At 54.5% G+C, this 15301-nt stretch carries 9 protein-coding genes; 7 read left to right on the top strand and 2 right to left on the bottom strand.

Going from position 1 to position 15301, the window contains the following annotated elements; genetic code table 11:
• The first annotated feature begins 107 nt into the window (after positions 1-107).
• A complete protein-coding gene (locus EQM14_RS09380; RefSeq protein ID WP_128742682.1) occupies positions 108-1730 on the top strand; it encodes a class I adenylate-forming enzyme family protein in 1623 nt (540 codons plus the stop codon).
• A gap of 150 nt (positions 1731-1880) precedes the next feature.
• On the opposite strand, the gene EQM14_RS09375 is transcribed toward EQM14_RS09380, so the two are convergent.
• The gene (locus EQM14_RS09375) at positions 1881-3371 is read right to left on the bottom strand and encodes a 4-hydroxyphenylacetate 3-hydroxylase family protein (protein WP_128742681.1); all 1491 of its coding nucleotides are present in this window, start codon (positions 3369-3371) and stop codon (positions 1881-1883) included.
• A 15-nt stretch (positions 3372-3386) separates the two neighbouring features.
• Entirely contained in the window at positions 3387-6893 is a 3507-nt protein-coding gene (nifJ, locus tag EQM14_RS09370; RefSeq protein ID WP_128742680.1) for a pyruvate:ferredoxin (flavodoxin) oxidoreductase, read from the bottom strand.
• 274 nt (positions 6894-7167) lie between these two features.
• Between nifJ and EQM14_RS09365 the strand changes: the two genes are divergently transcribed.
• The 6 genes from EQM14_RS09365 to EQM14_RS09340 all read left to right on the top strand — a co-directional run bounded on the left by EQM14_RS09365 (position 7168) and on the right by EQM14_RS09340 (position 15210).
• Complete coding sequence (locus tag EQM14_RS09365; RefSeq protein WP_326974534.1) at positions 7168-7887, top strand: GntR family transcriptional regulator; 720 nt, start codon at positions 7168-7170, stop codon at positions 7885-7887.
• Positions 7888-7957: 70 nt separating this feature from the next.
• Complete coding sequence (locus EQM14_RS09360) at positions 7958-8599, top strand: TetR/AcrR family transcriptional regulator (protein ID WP_128742679.1); 642 nt, start codon at positions 7958-7960, stop codon at positions 8597-8599.
• 678 nt (positions 8600-9277) lie between these two features.
• A complete protein-coding gene (locus EQM14_RS09355) occupies positions 9278-10501 on the top strand; it encodes an NAD/NADP octopine/nopaline dehydrogenase family protein (RefSeq protein ID WP_128742678.1) in 1224 nt (407 codons plus the stop codon).
• A gap of 653 nt (positions 10502-11154) precedes the next feature.
• Positions 11155-13551: a glycyl radical protein gene (locus tag EQM14_RS09350; protein ID WP_128742677.1), complete on the top strand. Its 2397-nt coding sequence runs from the start codon at positions 11155-11157 to the stop codon at positions 13549-13551.
• A gap of 66 nt (positions 13552-13617) precedes the next feature.
• Positions 13618-14397 carry a glycyl-radical enzyme activating protein gene (locus EQM14_RS09345; RefSeq protein ID WP_243112800.1) on the top strand — a complete coding sequence of 260 codons (780 nt, stop codon included), beginning with the start codon at positions 13618-13620 and terminating at the stop codon, positions 14395-14397.
• 192 nt (positions 14398-14589) lie between these two features.
• Positions 14590-15210 carry an AraC family transcriptional regulator gene (locus EQM14_RS09340; RefSeq protein ID WP_205703158.1) on the top strand — a complete coding sequence of 207 codons (621 nt, stop codon included), beginning with the start codon at positions 14590-14592 and terminating at the stop codon, positions 15208-15210.
• The last annotated feature ends 91 nt before the right edge of the window (positions 15211-15301 follow it).

Below are 15301 nucleotides of genomic sequence, written 5' to 3'. Positions count from 1 at the left end.
CAAAACAGACATAAGCAGCCGGTTGCAGCCTGTTCTGCAGCCGACTGTTCCATATTGGAAATATTCGTGCAGCAGCTGTCAACTGCCGGAGTATAGGAGAAATAAAGATGGAACTGATGTGTGTGACGATTTCGGAACTTACGAAAAGAAATGCAGAATTGTACCCCTGTGATATTGCTTACATCTTCGATGAGCGGAAATATACTTGGGAAGAAGTTGAGGGGATTACAGACTGGCTCGCCGTGGATATGCTGAACAAGGGGATCCGAAAAGGCACACACGTCGGACTGTGGGCGGTAAACTCCGTTCAGCTGGTGATGCACCTCTTCGCGGCGCAGAAGATCGGGGCGATTCCCTCCGTCTTCAACTACTCTTATAAGGCCCTTGAAATGCAGAGCGTCCTCTCTTATGCTGATATTGAATATTTATACATAGGTGAAGAAAAATCCGGCATGGATTATTGGAAGACCCTCGAAGAGATCAGGGAAACGCTGCCCTGTTTGAAAGCGGCTTTTGATATGCTGGAGAGCATGGGAAAGGCGGATGCGATCCGGAGATCGCAGGGTCTCGTTACAGGCGAGACGGCGGCGCTCCTGACGGAAAAAAAGGCGCAGGTTACCACGGACGACACGTGTTGTCTGATGTTCACTTCCGGAACAACCCGTCGCCCGAAAGGGGTTTTGCTGAGCTATTTCAGCGTGCTCAACGACGCAAACGAACTGGTCCGGCTGCTTCGGTGGAAGCACGGGGAAGATATTTTTTTAGCTGCAATGCCTATGTTCCACTGCTCCGGTTTGACCTGTGGCCTGATGCTGGCGCTGTGCGCGGGGATTCCTATGATTATTCATCGAATTTTCAATGCCGAGCGTGCCATGCAGGACATTGAAAAATATAAGGTCACAGCATTCAACGTCGTTCCTTCCATGCTTATGCTCATGGTACAGAATCGATCTTTCGGCAAGTACGATATTTCATCTTATCGCTCCGGTACTTCGGCCGGCTCCGGCTTTTCCCCCGAGGACTACCGGAAAATAATCCGGAAGATCGGCGTCCGGCATCTGCAGATGGGGTACGGGCAGACGGAGACCTCGCCGCTGGTCACATTCTCACTGTATGACGACGGCGTGGCTCTCAAGTCAGAGACCATCGGGAAAGAGATTCCAAATATGGAGGTTCGGATCTGGAATCTGCAAGACGGCCGCCTGGCGGAAACTGATGAACACGGGGAGATTCAGGTGAAAGGCTTTGCCGTAATGAAGGGCTACTACAAATTGGAAGAGGAGAGCCGGAAGGCTTTTACACCCGACGGCTGGCTCAGGACCGGGGATCTGGGGTTCCGTGACGCTGACGGCTATTTCCATTTTGTCGCGCGCATGGGGGATATGATCATCCGCGGCGGAGAAAATATCGCTCCCAGTGAAATCGAATGCGTGATCGGGCATTACAGCGGTGATCTGGCGGGCGTCAAGGTCGTCGGCGTGCCGGTAAATGATGTCGTTCAGGAGGAGATTGTTGCGTTCGTGGTCATGAAAAAGCCTATGACAGCGGATCCGGAGGATATCCGCCGTTTTGTGAAAAGCAGGCTGGCCAATTATAAAGCTCCCAAATATGTATTTCAAATCGATTCCTTTCCCATGACTGGAAGCGGCAAAGCTGATCTGTCCGCTTTGAAGAGGCTGGGAGCTGAAAAAATTGAAGTGCTTCAGAAGCGTGCAATATGCAAAACCTGACCGACTGATCAGGGATATCTTGACATCGCAGACCGGGAAAATTCTATACCGTAAGCAATGACGGCAGCTTTTATAAGCTGCCGTCATTGCCTGTCAGAAAACGTGTTTCGCAGCCTCACTTCGCGCAAAACAGAAGAATGACTTTTAAGCTCAGGTGTCTTCCTTGTCGGAGACAATGCCGGCGATATTCCTGGCCAGCTGCTTCTTGCCCTGAATGTTGCCCTGACGGCCGATCATGATGCGCTGTGCCTGCGGAGATCCCGCGCCGTGCAGGGATTCGGTGCGGTAACCGACGGCCGCCGCGCCGAGACAGATGTTTTCCAGAAAGCGCATCACGCGCTGGCGGTCCTCGGTAGAGACACCTTCCCGGCCCGCGAAATACTTGTTGCAGATATCTCCGATGGTCTCACCGCTGCTGCCGACTACCGTGTCGGACCCAAAGTCTTTCTGAGACGGCATGGTGACCATCAGGCCGCCGGCAATGTCCTCGGCCAGACGCACGATCTCATAGGGGAAACGGGTGACATTCTGCTTGCAGACGTTCGCCAGCAGCAGATCGATCTGGTAGTTGCCCGCCTTTGTGGGGCAGCCTTCACAGGAGCAGGCGATACCGCAGGAATACAGCGTCTCATTCAGATGGGTCATTTCGATGAGCTTATCCTTGACGGCGGAGGCCTTCTCCACGCCGTTGTACTCGGCGGCGAGCGCCGCGGCGCCGATGACCACATCGCCCACGCCGACCTTGCAGCCGCCGTAGCTCTGGCGGTGGTATCCGGCGAATCGCTCCACCATCATACCGGCAAACTCATGCTCGCCGTTCAGGAAGATGTACTCATTCGGAATGAACACGTGGTCGAGGACGACCAGGGCCTCCTGTCCGCCGAACTTGGCGTTGCCCACATCGATGTTGCAGCCTTCCAGCTTTCGGGTATCGCAGGACTGACGGCCGTAGATCAGGTACATACCCTTGACGTCCGTCGGACAGGCAAAGCTTACCGCCCAGTCTTTGTCTGCCTCCCCCATGGCGATGGTGGGCATGAAGATGTGCCAGTGAGAGTTGACGGAGCCGGTCTGGTGTGCCTTCGCGCCGCAGACCACGATACCGTCCGGGCGGCGTTCCACAACGTGGACAAACACGTCCGGATCCGCCTGCTCATGGGGGGCCTTGGAGCGGTCGCCCTTCGGGTCCGTCATGGCGCCGTCCACAGTCAGGTCGGCGTCCTGCATCTTAATCAGAAACTTCTTGAAGTTTTCATGGTAGCTGGTGCCGTACTTTTCGTCGGTCTCGAACGTGGTGGAATAGACGGCGTTGAACGCGTCCATACCCACGCAGCGCTGGAAGCAGCTGGCGGTCTTCTGGCCCAGCAGACGCTGCATCTTTACCTTCTTCACCAGATCCTCGCCGGACTGGTGAAGATGGGTGAAACGGTTGATCTTGCGACCGGTCAGGCTGGAGGTCGCGGTCATCAGATCCTCGTACTGCGGGTCCTGCGCCAGGGCATACGTCATGGCAACGCAGTTGATGGATGGACGGATGATGGGGTCATCCACCCAGTTGTCGACCTTTTTTCCGAACAGATACACCCGCGTCTTCAGCTTGCGCAGGCTTTCGATGTACTCTTGTGCGGTCATTAAAGGCATTGATAAAACCTCCTTTTATTTTCCGGCCAGATTCCGGTAGCTTTCCAGCCGCTCTTTAGCGTCCCTCTCCGCTTTGGAATACAGCGTTTCGGCCTTGTCCGGGAAGGATAATTTTAATGATGCGTAGCGGTTTTCACCCTGCAGGAACTTCTGGAAGTCGCCGGTGGGTTCCCTGGAATCTAGGGTAAAGGGATTTCTGCCCTCCGCTTTCAGATCGGGATTGTAACGGTACAGATGCCAATAGCCGGCCTCCACCGCTTTCTTCTCCTCCAGCTGGCTCAGCCCCATGCTGGCTTTCACGCCGTGTTCGATGCAGGGACAGTAACAGATGACGAGGGACGGGCCGTTGTATGCCTCGGCCTCCCGGATCGCTTTCAGCGTCTGAGCGGGATCGGCGCCCATGGAAACCTGCGCCACATATACGTAACCGTAGCTCATGGCCATCAGGCCGAGATCCTTCTTCTTGGTCACCTTGCCGCCGGCGGCAAACTTGGCGATTGCGCCCGCCGCTGTGGACTTGGAAGACTGCCCGCCGGTGTTGGAATACACCTCGGTATCCAGAACCAGCAAGTTGACGTCTTTGCCGGAGGCCAGCACGTGATCCAGTCCGCCGTAGCCGATGTCGTAAGCCCATCCGTCGCCGCCGAAGGCCCAGACGCTTTTCTTGGTCAGGTACTCCCGATTCTGACGGATGAAGACTGCTTCCTCACTGTCGTCGTTTTTCAGGGCGGCCAGCAGCGTGTCGCTGACGGCGCGGGATTCCTCCGCGGCATCGCCTTTTTCCAGATAGGCCGCGCAGGCGTCCTCTGCAACGCCCCGTTCCAACAGCCGCTGGATGTTCGCGCGCAGCTGCCGCTTGACGGCATCCTGCCCCAGCAGGTAGCCGTAGGCATACTCCGCGTTGTCCTCGAACAGGGACATGGCCCAAGCGGGGCCGAAGCCCTTTTTGTCGGTGCAGTAAGGAGAGGACGGCGTGGAGCCGCCATAAGCGGAGGAACAGCCGGAGGCGTTGGTGATGTACATCCGGTCGCCGAAGAGCTGGGTTACCAGCTTGATGTAAGGGGTCTCGCCGCATCCGGCGCAGGCACCCGAGAATTCAAAATAGGGCTTTGCAAACTGGGAACTTTTCACCGTTTTTGCGTTGGCGGCATCCTTCTTGATCTCAACGTTCTCCACGGCGAACGTCCAGTTTCCGGTCTCCTTCAGCTGGCTCTCCAAGCTCTCCATCACCAGAGCCTTCTCCTTGGCCGGGCAGACGTTGACGCAGCTGCCGCAGCCGGTGCAGTCATAGGGCGAAACCTGAATGCGGAACTGGTACTGGTCCAGGCCGGGGCCGACGGCTTTCCTGGTCTCGAAACCGGCGGGAGCCGCCTTAATTTCGTCCTTATTCAGCAGAATGGGGCGGATAGCGGCGTGGGGGCAGACCAGAGAGCACTGGTTGCACTGGATGCAGGCGTCCATCTTCCAGGCGGGGACCTCGACGGCGGCGCCGCGCTTTTCATACTTGGAGGTGCCGGCGGGCCAGGTGCCGTCCTCAAGACCATATTTCTTTATCATGGAGAGCGGCAACGCGTCGCCCTCCTGGCGGTTCATGGGAGCCACGACGTCCTGGATGAAGGCGGGCGCCTTATCCTCGGCGGCATCGTCCCGCGCGGTGAGCCAGGCGCCGGGGATCGTTACTTCGCGCAGTTCGTCGATGCCATGCTCGATGGACGCGTTGTTCATGTCCACCACAGTCTGGCCTTTCTTTTTGTAGTAGGTTTTGTAAATGGCGTCTTTCATTTCGGCAACGGCCTGGCCGATGGGGATCACGCCGGTCAGCTTGAAGAAGGCCGCCTGCAAAATGGTATTGGTTCGGTTGCCCAGACCCAGCTTGCGGGCAATGTCGATCGCGTCGATGGTGTACAGCCTGGCGTGCTTGGCAGCCAGAGCCCGCTTCATGGATGCGGGAAGGTTCTTTTCCAAACCGTCCGTGTCCCATGCGCAGTTCAGCAGGAACGTGCCGCCGTCCTTCAGGTTTTTCACCATGTCGTATGTATGAACATAGGAAGGCGTATGGCAGGCCACAAAATCCGCGGCACGCACCAGATAGGGGGACCGGATCGGCACCTTGCCGAAACGCAGGTGGGATTGGGTCAGGCCGCCGGATTTTTTGGAGTCATACACGAAATAAGCCTGGCAGTAAAGATCAGTGGCATGGCCGATGATTTTGATGGAGTTCTTGTTGGCGCCGACAGTGCCGTCGGAACCCATGCCCCAGATCTCCACATTCGTCTGGCCGGCCGGGGAGGTCTCGATCTCCCTGGTCACCGGCAGAGAAGTGAAGGTCACGTCGTCCACAATGCCGATGGTAAAGTTGTTCTTGGGCCGGTCCTTCTTCAGGTTGTCGTACACGGCCAGAATCTGCCCCGGCGTAGTATCCTTGGAGCTCAAACCGTAGCGGCCGCCCACGATCTCCATGGGAATGCCTCTCTCTTGATAGAGGGTGCAAATATCCTGATACAGCGGCTCGCCCCTGGCGCCCGGCTCCTTGGTTCGGTCCAGTATCGCCAGGCGCTTGACCGTGGCGGGCAGGCTGGCCAAAAAGTGCTCCGCGGAGAAAGGACGGTACAGATGGACGTTGAGAAGGCCTGCCTTTTCGCCCTTGGCGGCCAGATAGTCCACGGTTTCCTTGGCGGTTTCGGCGGCGGAGCCCATCAGGATGATGACCTGTTCGGCGTCGGGAGCGCCGTAATAGTCGAAGAGGTGGTGGGTTCGGCCCGTGATTTTGCCGATCTCCTTCATATAGTGCTCCACTGCGTCGGGAATCTGGGCAATTTTCTCATTGCAGGCCTCGCGGCACTGGAAGAAGATGTCCGGGTTCACGGTGGTGCCGCGGGTGGCGGGATGCTCCGGATTCAGGGCGTGTCTGCGAAACGCCTTAAGTGCGTCCTGGTCCACCAGGGGGCGAAGATCCTCGTAATCCAGCGCCTCGATCTTCTGGATCTCATGAGAGGTGCGGAAGCCGTCGAAGAAGTGCAGTACCGGCATCCGGCAGTGGATGGCGGCCAGATGTGCGACAGCGCCCAGGTCCATGACCTCCTGAGGGGAGGAGGAAGCCAGCAGGGCGAAGCCCGTGCTGCGCACGCCCATGACATCAGAGTGATCGCCGAAGATAGACAGCGCGTGGGCCGACAGCGTGCGGGCGGAGACATGAAATACGCCCGGCAGCATTTCACCCGCGATTTTGTACATATTGGGAATCATCAGCAGCAGACCCTGAGACGCGGTATAGGTGGTGGTCAGTGCGCCGGATTGCAGGGAGCCGTGAACCGTACCGGCGGCACCGCCCTCTGACTGCATTTCCACCACCTGCACCGGCTGACCGAAGAGGTTTTTCTTCCCGTTGGCCGCCCATTCGTCCACATATTCCGCCATAGGTGAAGACGGAGTGATTGGGTAAATGCCCGCTACCTCCGTAAAGGCGTAGGAAACATATGCGGCCGCCTGGTTTCCGTCCATCAACTCAATTTTTTTCGCCATACAGATTTCCCCCTTGATGTTTTAGTTTGCTGTGCAGCTTTCGGCGCGCAAGGCAGAAGAGAGTCTTATTGCGGCAGATCGGCATGCAATCTCACACATTAAATTCTACAAGTGAGATTGCATACAATAATATCAATATGAATTCAATTTGTCAATATATAAAGTAAATTTCCAGCGTAATGCATAAAGCAAAAGAATAAAACATGTGCAAAAGAATCCGAACATTCAGTATAAAATGGATTCAAAAAATAAAATTGACTCTGGAAACAAAATATTGTATACTGTATTGACATATAAGGGACACAGGAAAGAAGGAGGGTGTTTATCTATTACTTCGCAGAGTGCAACTGCTTATCAGCAGATCAAGGATATGATTTTTCGCATGGAACTGCTTCCCGGCGCCCGGATCCCGGAGCTGCAGATTTCGGCCAAGCTATCCATCAGCAGAACCCCGATTCACGATGCGCTTCGGCGCCTGGAATCTGAGGGGCTGGTCACGATCGGACATAACCGCGGCGCTACCGTGGCATGTTTTACTGATGATGAAATCAAAGAGATTGGTGCGATCCGCCTGTCGCAGGATATCCTTTCTGCGCAGTTGGCTTCCTATTATGGAAGCGCGTCGGATTTCGATGACCTTGACCGTTTAGCCGATGACTGTGAAGCGGCGGCGTCTAAGGGCGATATTTACGGACGGATTAAAACGGACTGCAACTTTCATCTGGCAATTTCAAAAATTTCCGGCAATTCTCATCTGATTAGCCAACAATATGCCATTTATCAGCAAATACATCTCGTCCAGGTGTCCAAATATACGGATATTGAGCACAGCCTGCTCCAGATTCATCACCATAAGCCGATTATTTCAGCGATGCGCAGCGGAAACCTGGAAGATGTACGCGCACTGATCTGCCAGCACATTAAAGATTTTTATCACATCGACCCGTATCTTTTGAAATGTTACGACGGAACATCCCGGACCGCGAATCCGTAACCGCCGCGTGCCCCGGCGAAAAGGCATGCGGTTTATATGACCTTGCTTCAGAAATGGGGTGGCAAACGATTTGAAAAAAGACGCTGAGAACGCTCTCCTGACAAAAGGCCCTGCGGAGAACGCGAGAAAGACCAGGCGTCAGCTTCAGGCAATGGAGACAAAAAACAAAATTTATAATGCTGCCGTGAAGAAAATCAATGAGCTGGGCTTCAGTAATGTCAGCATTGAGGATATTACGACGGAAGCCAACGTCTCAAAAGGGTCTTTCTATACGTATTTTGAGTCCAAGAGGGCTCTTGTTTTTTATACGTTCACGCAGTCCGATGAAATTTACAAACAGGCGTATGAAAAGGTCAAAGGTTTGGACTTTTTATCCATGATTACGCGCTTTATGAGGATTTCCTACACCGAGTACGAAAAGCGCGGCAGGGGGATCATTAAAGCGATGATCGCAAATTATTTTACCCTGGAGGGGTATAACTTCTACGGCAAAGATCGCCCTCTGCTCAAATGTCTGGAGAAGATTGTGGAAAGCGGGAAAAAAGAGCAGGTTCTCGATATGCGGACAGAGACAGACAAATATGTGAATATCCTGCTTTCCACCATGGTTGGCGTCGAAGTGATGTGGTGCTTTGAGAGTCAGGATTTCAGCTTGGCGGATATGATTGAAGACGCCGTCCGGGTGGCGGCGAAAGGCATGATGATGCGATAATCAAGTGTACGTGGGACAAACGGGAATCACGATATGACAAAAGCAACCCCCAAATCCGGATGGAAGACCGGATCTGGGGGTTGCTTTTGTGTAACGAAACCACCGGCGGTGCCGGTGAGACCAGAAGAACTTTAGCTTCAAGCGTTTTTCTTTCCACTCCTGCCCCCTCCCGTCTAGACCCCTTTCTTTCCGCACACGCTTTTAAAAAATTTCCTGCGGGTGGATGGTGTGCGGAGGGGGTTAGGGAGTGAGAATGTTCCTGCGAAAGGAAGAAGTCAATTGCCTTTTGAAAGGCCGCGGGGAACAGATTGCGCCTTTGGCGCTGCGCGGGTACCACCGGCTTGTCGGCGGGTATCTATTGTCGATGCGATCGAATTTTCCGTCCCCAAAATCCGGATGAATAGGGAGGTATCGTCAGGCATTAGGAGAAATGCATAATGAAGCCAGCATATTTTTATTGATTTTTATGGCTTTACAAATTTAATCGCCACGCCTATAATAACCTAAAGTCAATGAATTAAAGTCAATGAATCATAGTCAGCAATTTACTCCTATGGCTGCAATCGGATGCCGATCAAACTCCGAAGCAAGAGGAGGGCCGTCTGACTTCATGAGGGGGAAAAAGGCATGGCTGCCGCGATGCCTTCACCATAAATTTACAACAGGAGGAACATTATTATGGACATGAGTTATCTGAAGAACAAACCCATTGCAGTTCTGGGTGCGGGCGGTGTTGGCAAAACGATGGCCGGAGACTGCGCGCTGGCCGGGGCAAAGGTGCGCATCTGGGACCAGCCCGGTTTTGCTGAGAAAAATTTCCGCAACATTGAGAGGACGGGCATCAAGCTGAGCGGCAACCAGTTCAGCTACTATGGCTTTGAGCGCCGCGGCGTCGGCCATGTGGAACTGGCCACCAGCGACCTGGCCAAAGCCGTCAAGGGCGCGGGCATCATTATAGTAGCCACTGTGGCCATGGCGCATGAGAATATCTTCCGCCAGCTGATTCCACTGCTGGAGGACGGTCAGGTCATCCACATCTTCCCGGACAACTGCGGTACTTTTGTCTGCCGCAAACTGATGCGTGAGATGAACTTCAATAAGAAGGTGGTCGTCGGCGCGTGGTATACCGCCCCTTACGGCGTCCGCATTGTCAATCGCGGCGGCGTGACCACCAACGAGTGCAAGGTGGAAGACCGCATCACCACCATTCGCGGCTGCGCCCTGCCAATGACCGATACCGGCGCATTCATCGAATCCGCAAACTACATACCGGCCCTGGACGCGATCCGCACCGGCGACGGTTTTGTGGCGGGCAACACCGTTCTGGACATCAACCTTTCCAACGTCAACCCGGTCATCCATGTTCCCGGCACGGTTCTGGGCGTTTCCACCATGCAGAACTTCGGAACGGTTCTGGGCCAGGACCCGAAGAACTACTCCCTGTATGGGTTCGCTCTCTGTCCGGCAATCGCCGAGGTTCAGGCAACTTTCTGGGAGGAGGAGAAGGCCCTGGCAAAGGCGATGGAGATCGGCCTGTGCACCGTGAACTACGAGGACTTTTTCTCCCGCACCACCATGTACGGCAAGGAGTACATGGGTCCCGACTTCGCCGTTCCCTTTGAGGAGAAGTACGAGAATTTCTACGGCGACGGCCCGTTCAGCCTCGAGAACCGCTACATCACCGAAGACGTCCCCGTCGGCTGCTATCTGATGCAGCAGCTTGGCAGAAAGTACGACGTCCCGACTCCGACCATCGATTGCATGATCCATCTGGCCAACGTGATGATCAAGCGCGATCTGATCAAGGACAGCAAGTATACGCTGGACTATCTGGACATCGGTCATATGACCCACGACCAGCTGCAGAAGTATCTGCGCGAAGGCGTGTATACCGCAAAGTAAAACTTAAGGGGAAATAGTTTGAATATCGTCCGGCCCCGCTGGCTCATGGGTTTGGCCGGCAGAATCCGGGTGTTGTTCCAAATGCGGCGGCATTAGTGCTGCAGCCTGACATAATAATTCGACTCCTGAACTCTCTGACCGTGTTTATGCGGAGCGCGAAACGCTGTTTTGCACTCCGCATATCTTTATATCCGCTGATTTCGACGACCTTTCAGGGACTGAAACGGAGCGTAAAAAATTCAATCTCTCAGCGATGCCGCAGCTCATCACCGAAACAGTGACCGCAATCGAAGCCCTGATCTTGTATTGTGTGCAATCCAGCAGAAGACTTCGAACCGTTGTGCAATTTGCCGTGACGGCGGAAAAAATCCGCAAATATTTTTTGCACTATGCAAAAACGCAAAATTTTTTGCGCAAAAATAGGGGGAATACCGCTGCACCGCCCGATATTCAGAGCGGCTGCTTTTTTATGCAAACGGACGGAATGAGCGCTTAAAATCCGCATGAAAAGTCATGTGGCATCCCAATATCGCGCAAGAAAATTCAGCATTTGCACAAAAGAAGCCGCGTATGTGGACACGAAATAGCAAATTGGCACAAACATTGCTTTGTTTAAGACGAACAAATCTATTTGGAGGAGGTTCATCTGAAAAATGGCAAAAAAGTATATGGAACGTATCGAGGCTCTGCGCAAACAGTACCTGGATACCCGGGTGGACATGGACGTCTACAATGCCAAGTATCTGACCGAAGGCTTTCGGGAAACGGAAGGCCAGCCTTGGAGCATACAGAAAGCAACCGGATTTCTCCACCAATGCCGCAAGAAAAACATCTATATCCTGGACGATGAGCTGCTGGTAGGTGGTGCCGGATTCAAACCCCGATGCGGTATCCTGTGCGCCGACAGTTCCTGTTCCATTCTGGACAGGGAGTTGGACACCATCAGCACTCGCAAGTTCGACCCCTTTTACCTCAGCGAGGAAGGCAAAAAGATCTTTAAGGAAGAGGTTTCGGATTACTGGAAGAACAAATGCTTGTTGGACCGCTGGCGAGCCATGGCTCCCGATGACATGGAGACCCTGCGGGATAACGGAATGATCTATATCGACCGCAAGGCCGTCCGCGGCTACGGCGAGACCACGCCCGGCTGGACGCGCCTGCTGCAATTGGGCATCGGCGGTATTCGCAAAGAGGCGGAGGAAGCTCTGGCCAGGCTGGACGACGCCCATGTGGGCGATCTTGAAAAAATCATTTTTTTAAAGTCTGAGCTCATCGCTTGCGAGGGCATCGTCACACTGGCCAACCGCCATGCCGATCTGGCCGGGAAGATGGCTGCCAAGTGTGAGGACCCCATGCGCAGGGCCGAGCTGGAAAAGATCGCCGAGGTCTGCCGCTGGGTGCCGGAGCATCCCGCCCGGAATTTCTACGAGGCCTGCCAGAGCATCCTGTTCTACGAGTATGCCATCTACATGGAGCAGAACGCCTCGTCTTACAACCTGGGCCGTCTGGACCAGTATCTGTATCCCTACTACAAGGCCGACAGGAAAGCCGGCATCCTGGACGACGACGGCGCGCAGACACTGTTGGACTGCCTGTGGATCAAGGTGGCCGAATTGAGCCTGTTCCAGGACGAGGTCACCGCGCAGTATGCCGCCGGCTACTGCATCACCGTCCAGGTGTCCGCGGGCGGCATCGACCAGTACGGCAACGACGCGGTCAACCCCGTGTCCTACATGCTGATCCAGGCCGTTATGGACGTCCGGTTCAAAGAGCCCAATACGACGATCCGCTACAATATTTCAAAGAACCCGGACTCCTTCCTGCGCAAGGCAGTGGAGGCCATCCGGATGGGGCTGACCATGCCTGCCGTCTACCATGACGACGCCGGCATCCGCATGCTTCTGAACAAAGGCGTGCCGTTGAGCGAGGCCTGGGACTGGAATCCCTGCGGCTGTGTGGAGACCAACCTGTCCGGCCGGATGAAGCAGTACACCGATATGGCCGACATCAACATGGGCGGCATCGTCGAAATGGCGCTGAACGACGGCGTCAGCCGCAAGACCGGCAAGCGGGTGTCCGTTTCCACCGGCGATCCCAGCAGCTTCAAGACTTTCAACGATTTCTTTGAAGCGGTCAAGACTCACATCCGCTACTTTGTGGACGTGGTTGCGTCCGGTAACCAGCTGCTGGATTATCTGAGTATGAACTACCGCCCTGTGCCCGCTTTGTCCCTGACCTATCCTCACTGCATCGAAAGCGCCACGGATTACAGCATGGGCGGCGCCAAATACAACTGCGGCGGAGGCGTCATCACCGTGGGCCAGGCGGACATCGTCAATTCCCTGGCGGCTGTGAAGTACCTGATTTACGATGAAAAGGCAATCACCATGAAAAAGCTGTGCAACGCGCTGGCGGCCAATTTCGATGGGTACGAGGACGTCCGGAAGATGTGCATGGAAGCCCCCAAATACGGCAATGACGATGATCGGGCCGACTTCTGCGTGGGCGAGGTGTTCACCTACGTCGTCGACCAGTTCGAGAAGTATGACACCAAGTTCGGCAGGATGACTTGCGGCATGCTGCCCGTTTCCGGCAATACGCCCATCGGCGAGTGGGTCGGCGCCCTGCCTTCCGGCCGCCGGGCCTGGACACCCCTGACCGACGGGATCGGCGCCACCGGCGGCACCGATACTCACGGCCCTACCGCTCTGCTCAAGTCCGTCAGCCATATTCCTCACGCGCGCTACACGCAGGGCACTCAGTTAAACATGAAGCTGGAGCCCGCCATTCTGGCCGGCGAAGACGGCCTTGTCCACGGGATGAACCTGCTGAAGACCCTGTGTACGCTGGATGTGTATCATGTCCAGTTCAACGTAGTGGACCGCCAGACGCTGCTGGATGCCCAGGCCCACCCAGAGAAGCATAAGGACCTGCTGATCCGCGTGGCTGGGTACACCGCGTTCTTCGTGGAACTGGGCAAGGACGTTCAGGATGAGATCATCGGCCGGACTGAAATCAGCAGCTGGAGCAGCTGCGGCTGCGGCAGATAACGTCAAAATTGGAAGGGAAACACGGTAACGCAATGGAATTATTAACGAAGAGGTTATTTGACTTTGATGATGGAACTATTCGATAAAGACAGACAGGGGATGGTATTGAGGATTGAACGGTCCTCAGTCTACGACGGAGAAGGCTTTCGCACGGTCGTATTTTTGAAAGGCTGCCCATTGCGCTGCCAATGGTGCTCCACTCCGGAAAGCCAGTCTTTTGAAATCGAACGGACGGCTGACAACGTATACGGAACCGTGATGACAGTGGAAGATGTGGTGAGGGAACTCCGAAAAGATTCTCTGTTCTTTTTTATCTCCACCGGCGGCATTACCGTGTCGGGGGGAGAACCCCTGGCCCAGCCGGAGTTCACTTTGGCCCTGCTGAAAAATTCCCGGATGGAGTGCATGAATACCGCCATCGAAACATCGTTTTTTGCGCCCTGGGAACGCGTTTGTATGATACTGCCCCATGTCAATACGGTGTTTGTGGACCTGAAGCTGTTCAGCAATGATCTGCATAAGCGCTACTGCGGCACAGACAACGATTTGATTTTGCAGAACCTCCTGAAGACCAACGAGGCGGAGGGCAGCTTCCGTCTCGTAGTCCGGAGGCCCATCATTCCAGGTATCAATGATTCCCGGGAGGAACTGGACAAAATGGGAGAATTTTGCGCCAGGCTGCGCCGTTTGGATCATGTCCAACTGCTGCCGTACCACCGGCTGGGGGCGGAAACCTATAAAAAATTAGGACGGCCCTACCCGCTGGAGGCGCTCCAGATTCCCGCACCGGAGCACATGCTTTGGTGCCGGGAGGAGGTAAGACATTTTGTGGACCAGGTTCTATGATGGGACGACCGTGTTAGGCACCTCGCGCCTGGTAATTTATGCATCCAATCGGAAATAGACTATGTTCTTTTCAGAACTGCTGTTTGGGGTGAGAATCTCACGAATCAGAAAGTAAATATCCATGTCTTTCGTGAATGCAGCGGAGAACATATCCATGATTATCCGCAGATCCTTGTGCCGCTGCAGGAGACGATGAAAATCCGGGTAGGAAATTCTGAATACGAGGTGACACGCGGGGAGCTCTGCTTTATTCCGGCCGGCATGGCTCACCGGTGCGATTATCTGGGTAAACTGCTGGTCATCAATCTCTCCGGAGACATTTCAGAAAACCGGGACGCCGCGCTGCTGTCAAACCCGATGATTGTCCCTATGCGCGAACAGGTTACGCAACTGGTGGAGTTAATCCAGACGGAACTGAGACAGAACCCCGACAGCAGATCGGTGCGCTACTTGTACAGCTATCTGTACAGTAAGCTGATTGAGAACTGTGCCTCGCCGTCGATCCGCTATATCGGTGAGCATTATGATCGGCCTATTACCGTCAATCAGCTGGCGGAGATTGAAAGCTACAATGTTACTTATTATAATAGCTGGTTCAAGCAGCAGACCGGTTTTTCTCCCAGCTTTTATCTGCGCCGCATCCGGATTGATCGGGCAAAAGAGCTGTTGGAAGGGACCAGTTTCAGTGTAATGGAAATTGCAGTCATGGTGGGATACAGCAGCAACTCCACATTTACCCGCGCTTTCCACGGTATCACTGGTATGACCCCCAAAGCATATCGGGATTGCCCCTGTTTCAAAAGAATCGGCTGATATCTGAACAAAGACAGAATCATTGCGACTCTGACCAGAATGCGCTGTTTTTATAAGTGCTCAAATATTTTATAAACGGGGAGTGTACTAA

It is taken from the genome of Caproiciproducens sp. NJN-50 (assembly GCF_004103755.1).
Taxonomy (GTDB): domain Bacteria; phylum Bacillota; class Clostridia; order Oscillospirales; family Acutalibacteraceae; genus Caproicibacter.
The sequence above is the reverse complement of the archived record's forward strand: the minus strand, read 5'-3'. Positions and strand labels throughout refer to the sequence as shown.

Bases quoted from the DNA above. Each gene is read 5' to 3' on its own strand.
- EQM14_RS09375 (WP_128742681.1), bottom strand. From the start codon at position 3,371: ATGCCTTTAATGACCGCACAAGAGTACATCGAAAGCCTGCGCAAGCTG.
- nifJ (WP_128742680.1), bottom strand. From the start codon at position 6,893: ATGGCGAAAAAAATTGAGTTGATGGACGGAAACCAGGCGGCCGCATAT.
- EQM14_RS09350 (WP_128742677.1), top strand. From the start codon at position 11,155: ATGGCAAAAAAGTATATGGAACGTATCGAGGCTCTGCGCAAACAGTAC.
- EQM14_RS09345 (WP_243112800.1), top strand. From the start codon at position 13,618: ATGATGGAACTATTCGATAAAGACAGACAGGGGATGGTATTGAGGATT.
- EQM14_RS09340 (WP_205703158.1), top strand. From the start codon at position 14,590: ATGAAAATCCGGGTAGGAAATTCTGAATACGAGGTGACACGCGGGGAG.
- EQM14_RS09355 (WP_128742678.1), top strand. From the start codon at position 9,278: ATGGACATGAGTTATCTGAAGAACAAACCCATTGCAGTTCTGGGTGCG.
- EQM14_RS09380 (WP_128742682.1), top strand. From the start codon at position 108: ATGGAACTGATGTGTGTGACGATTTCGGAACTTACGAAAAGAAATGCA.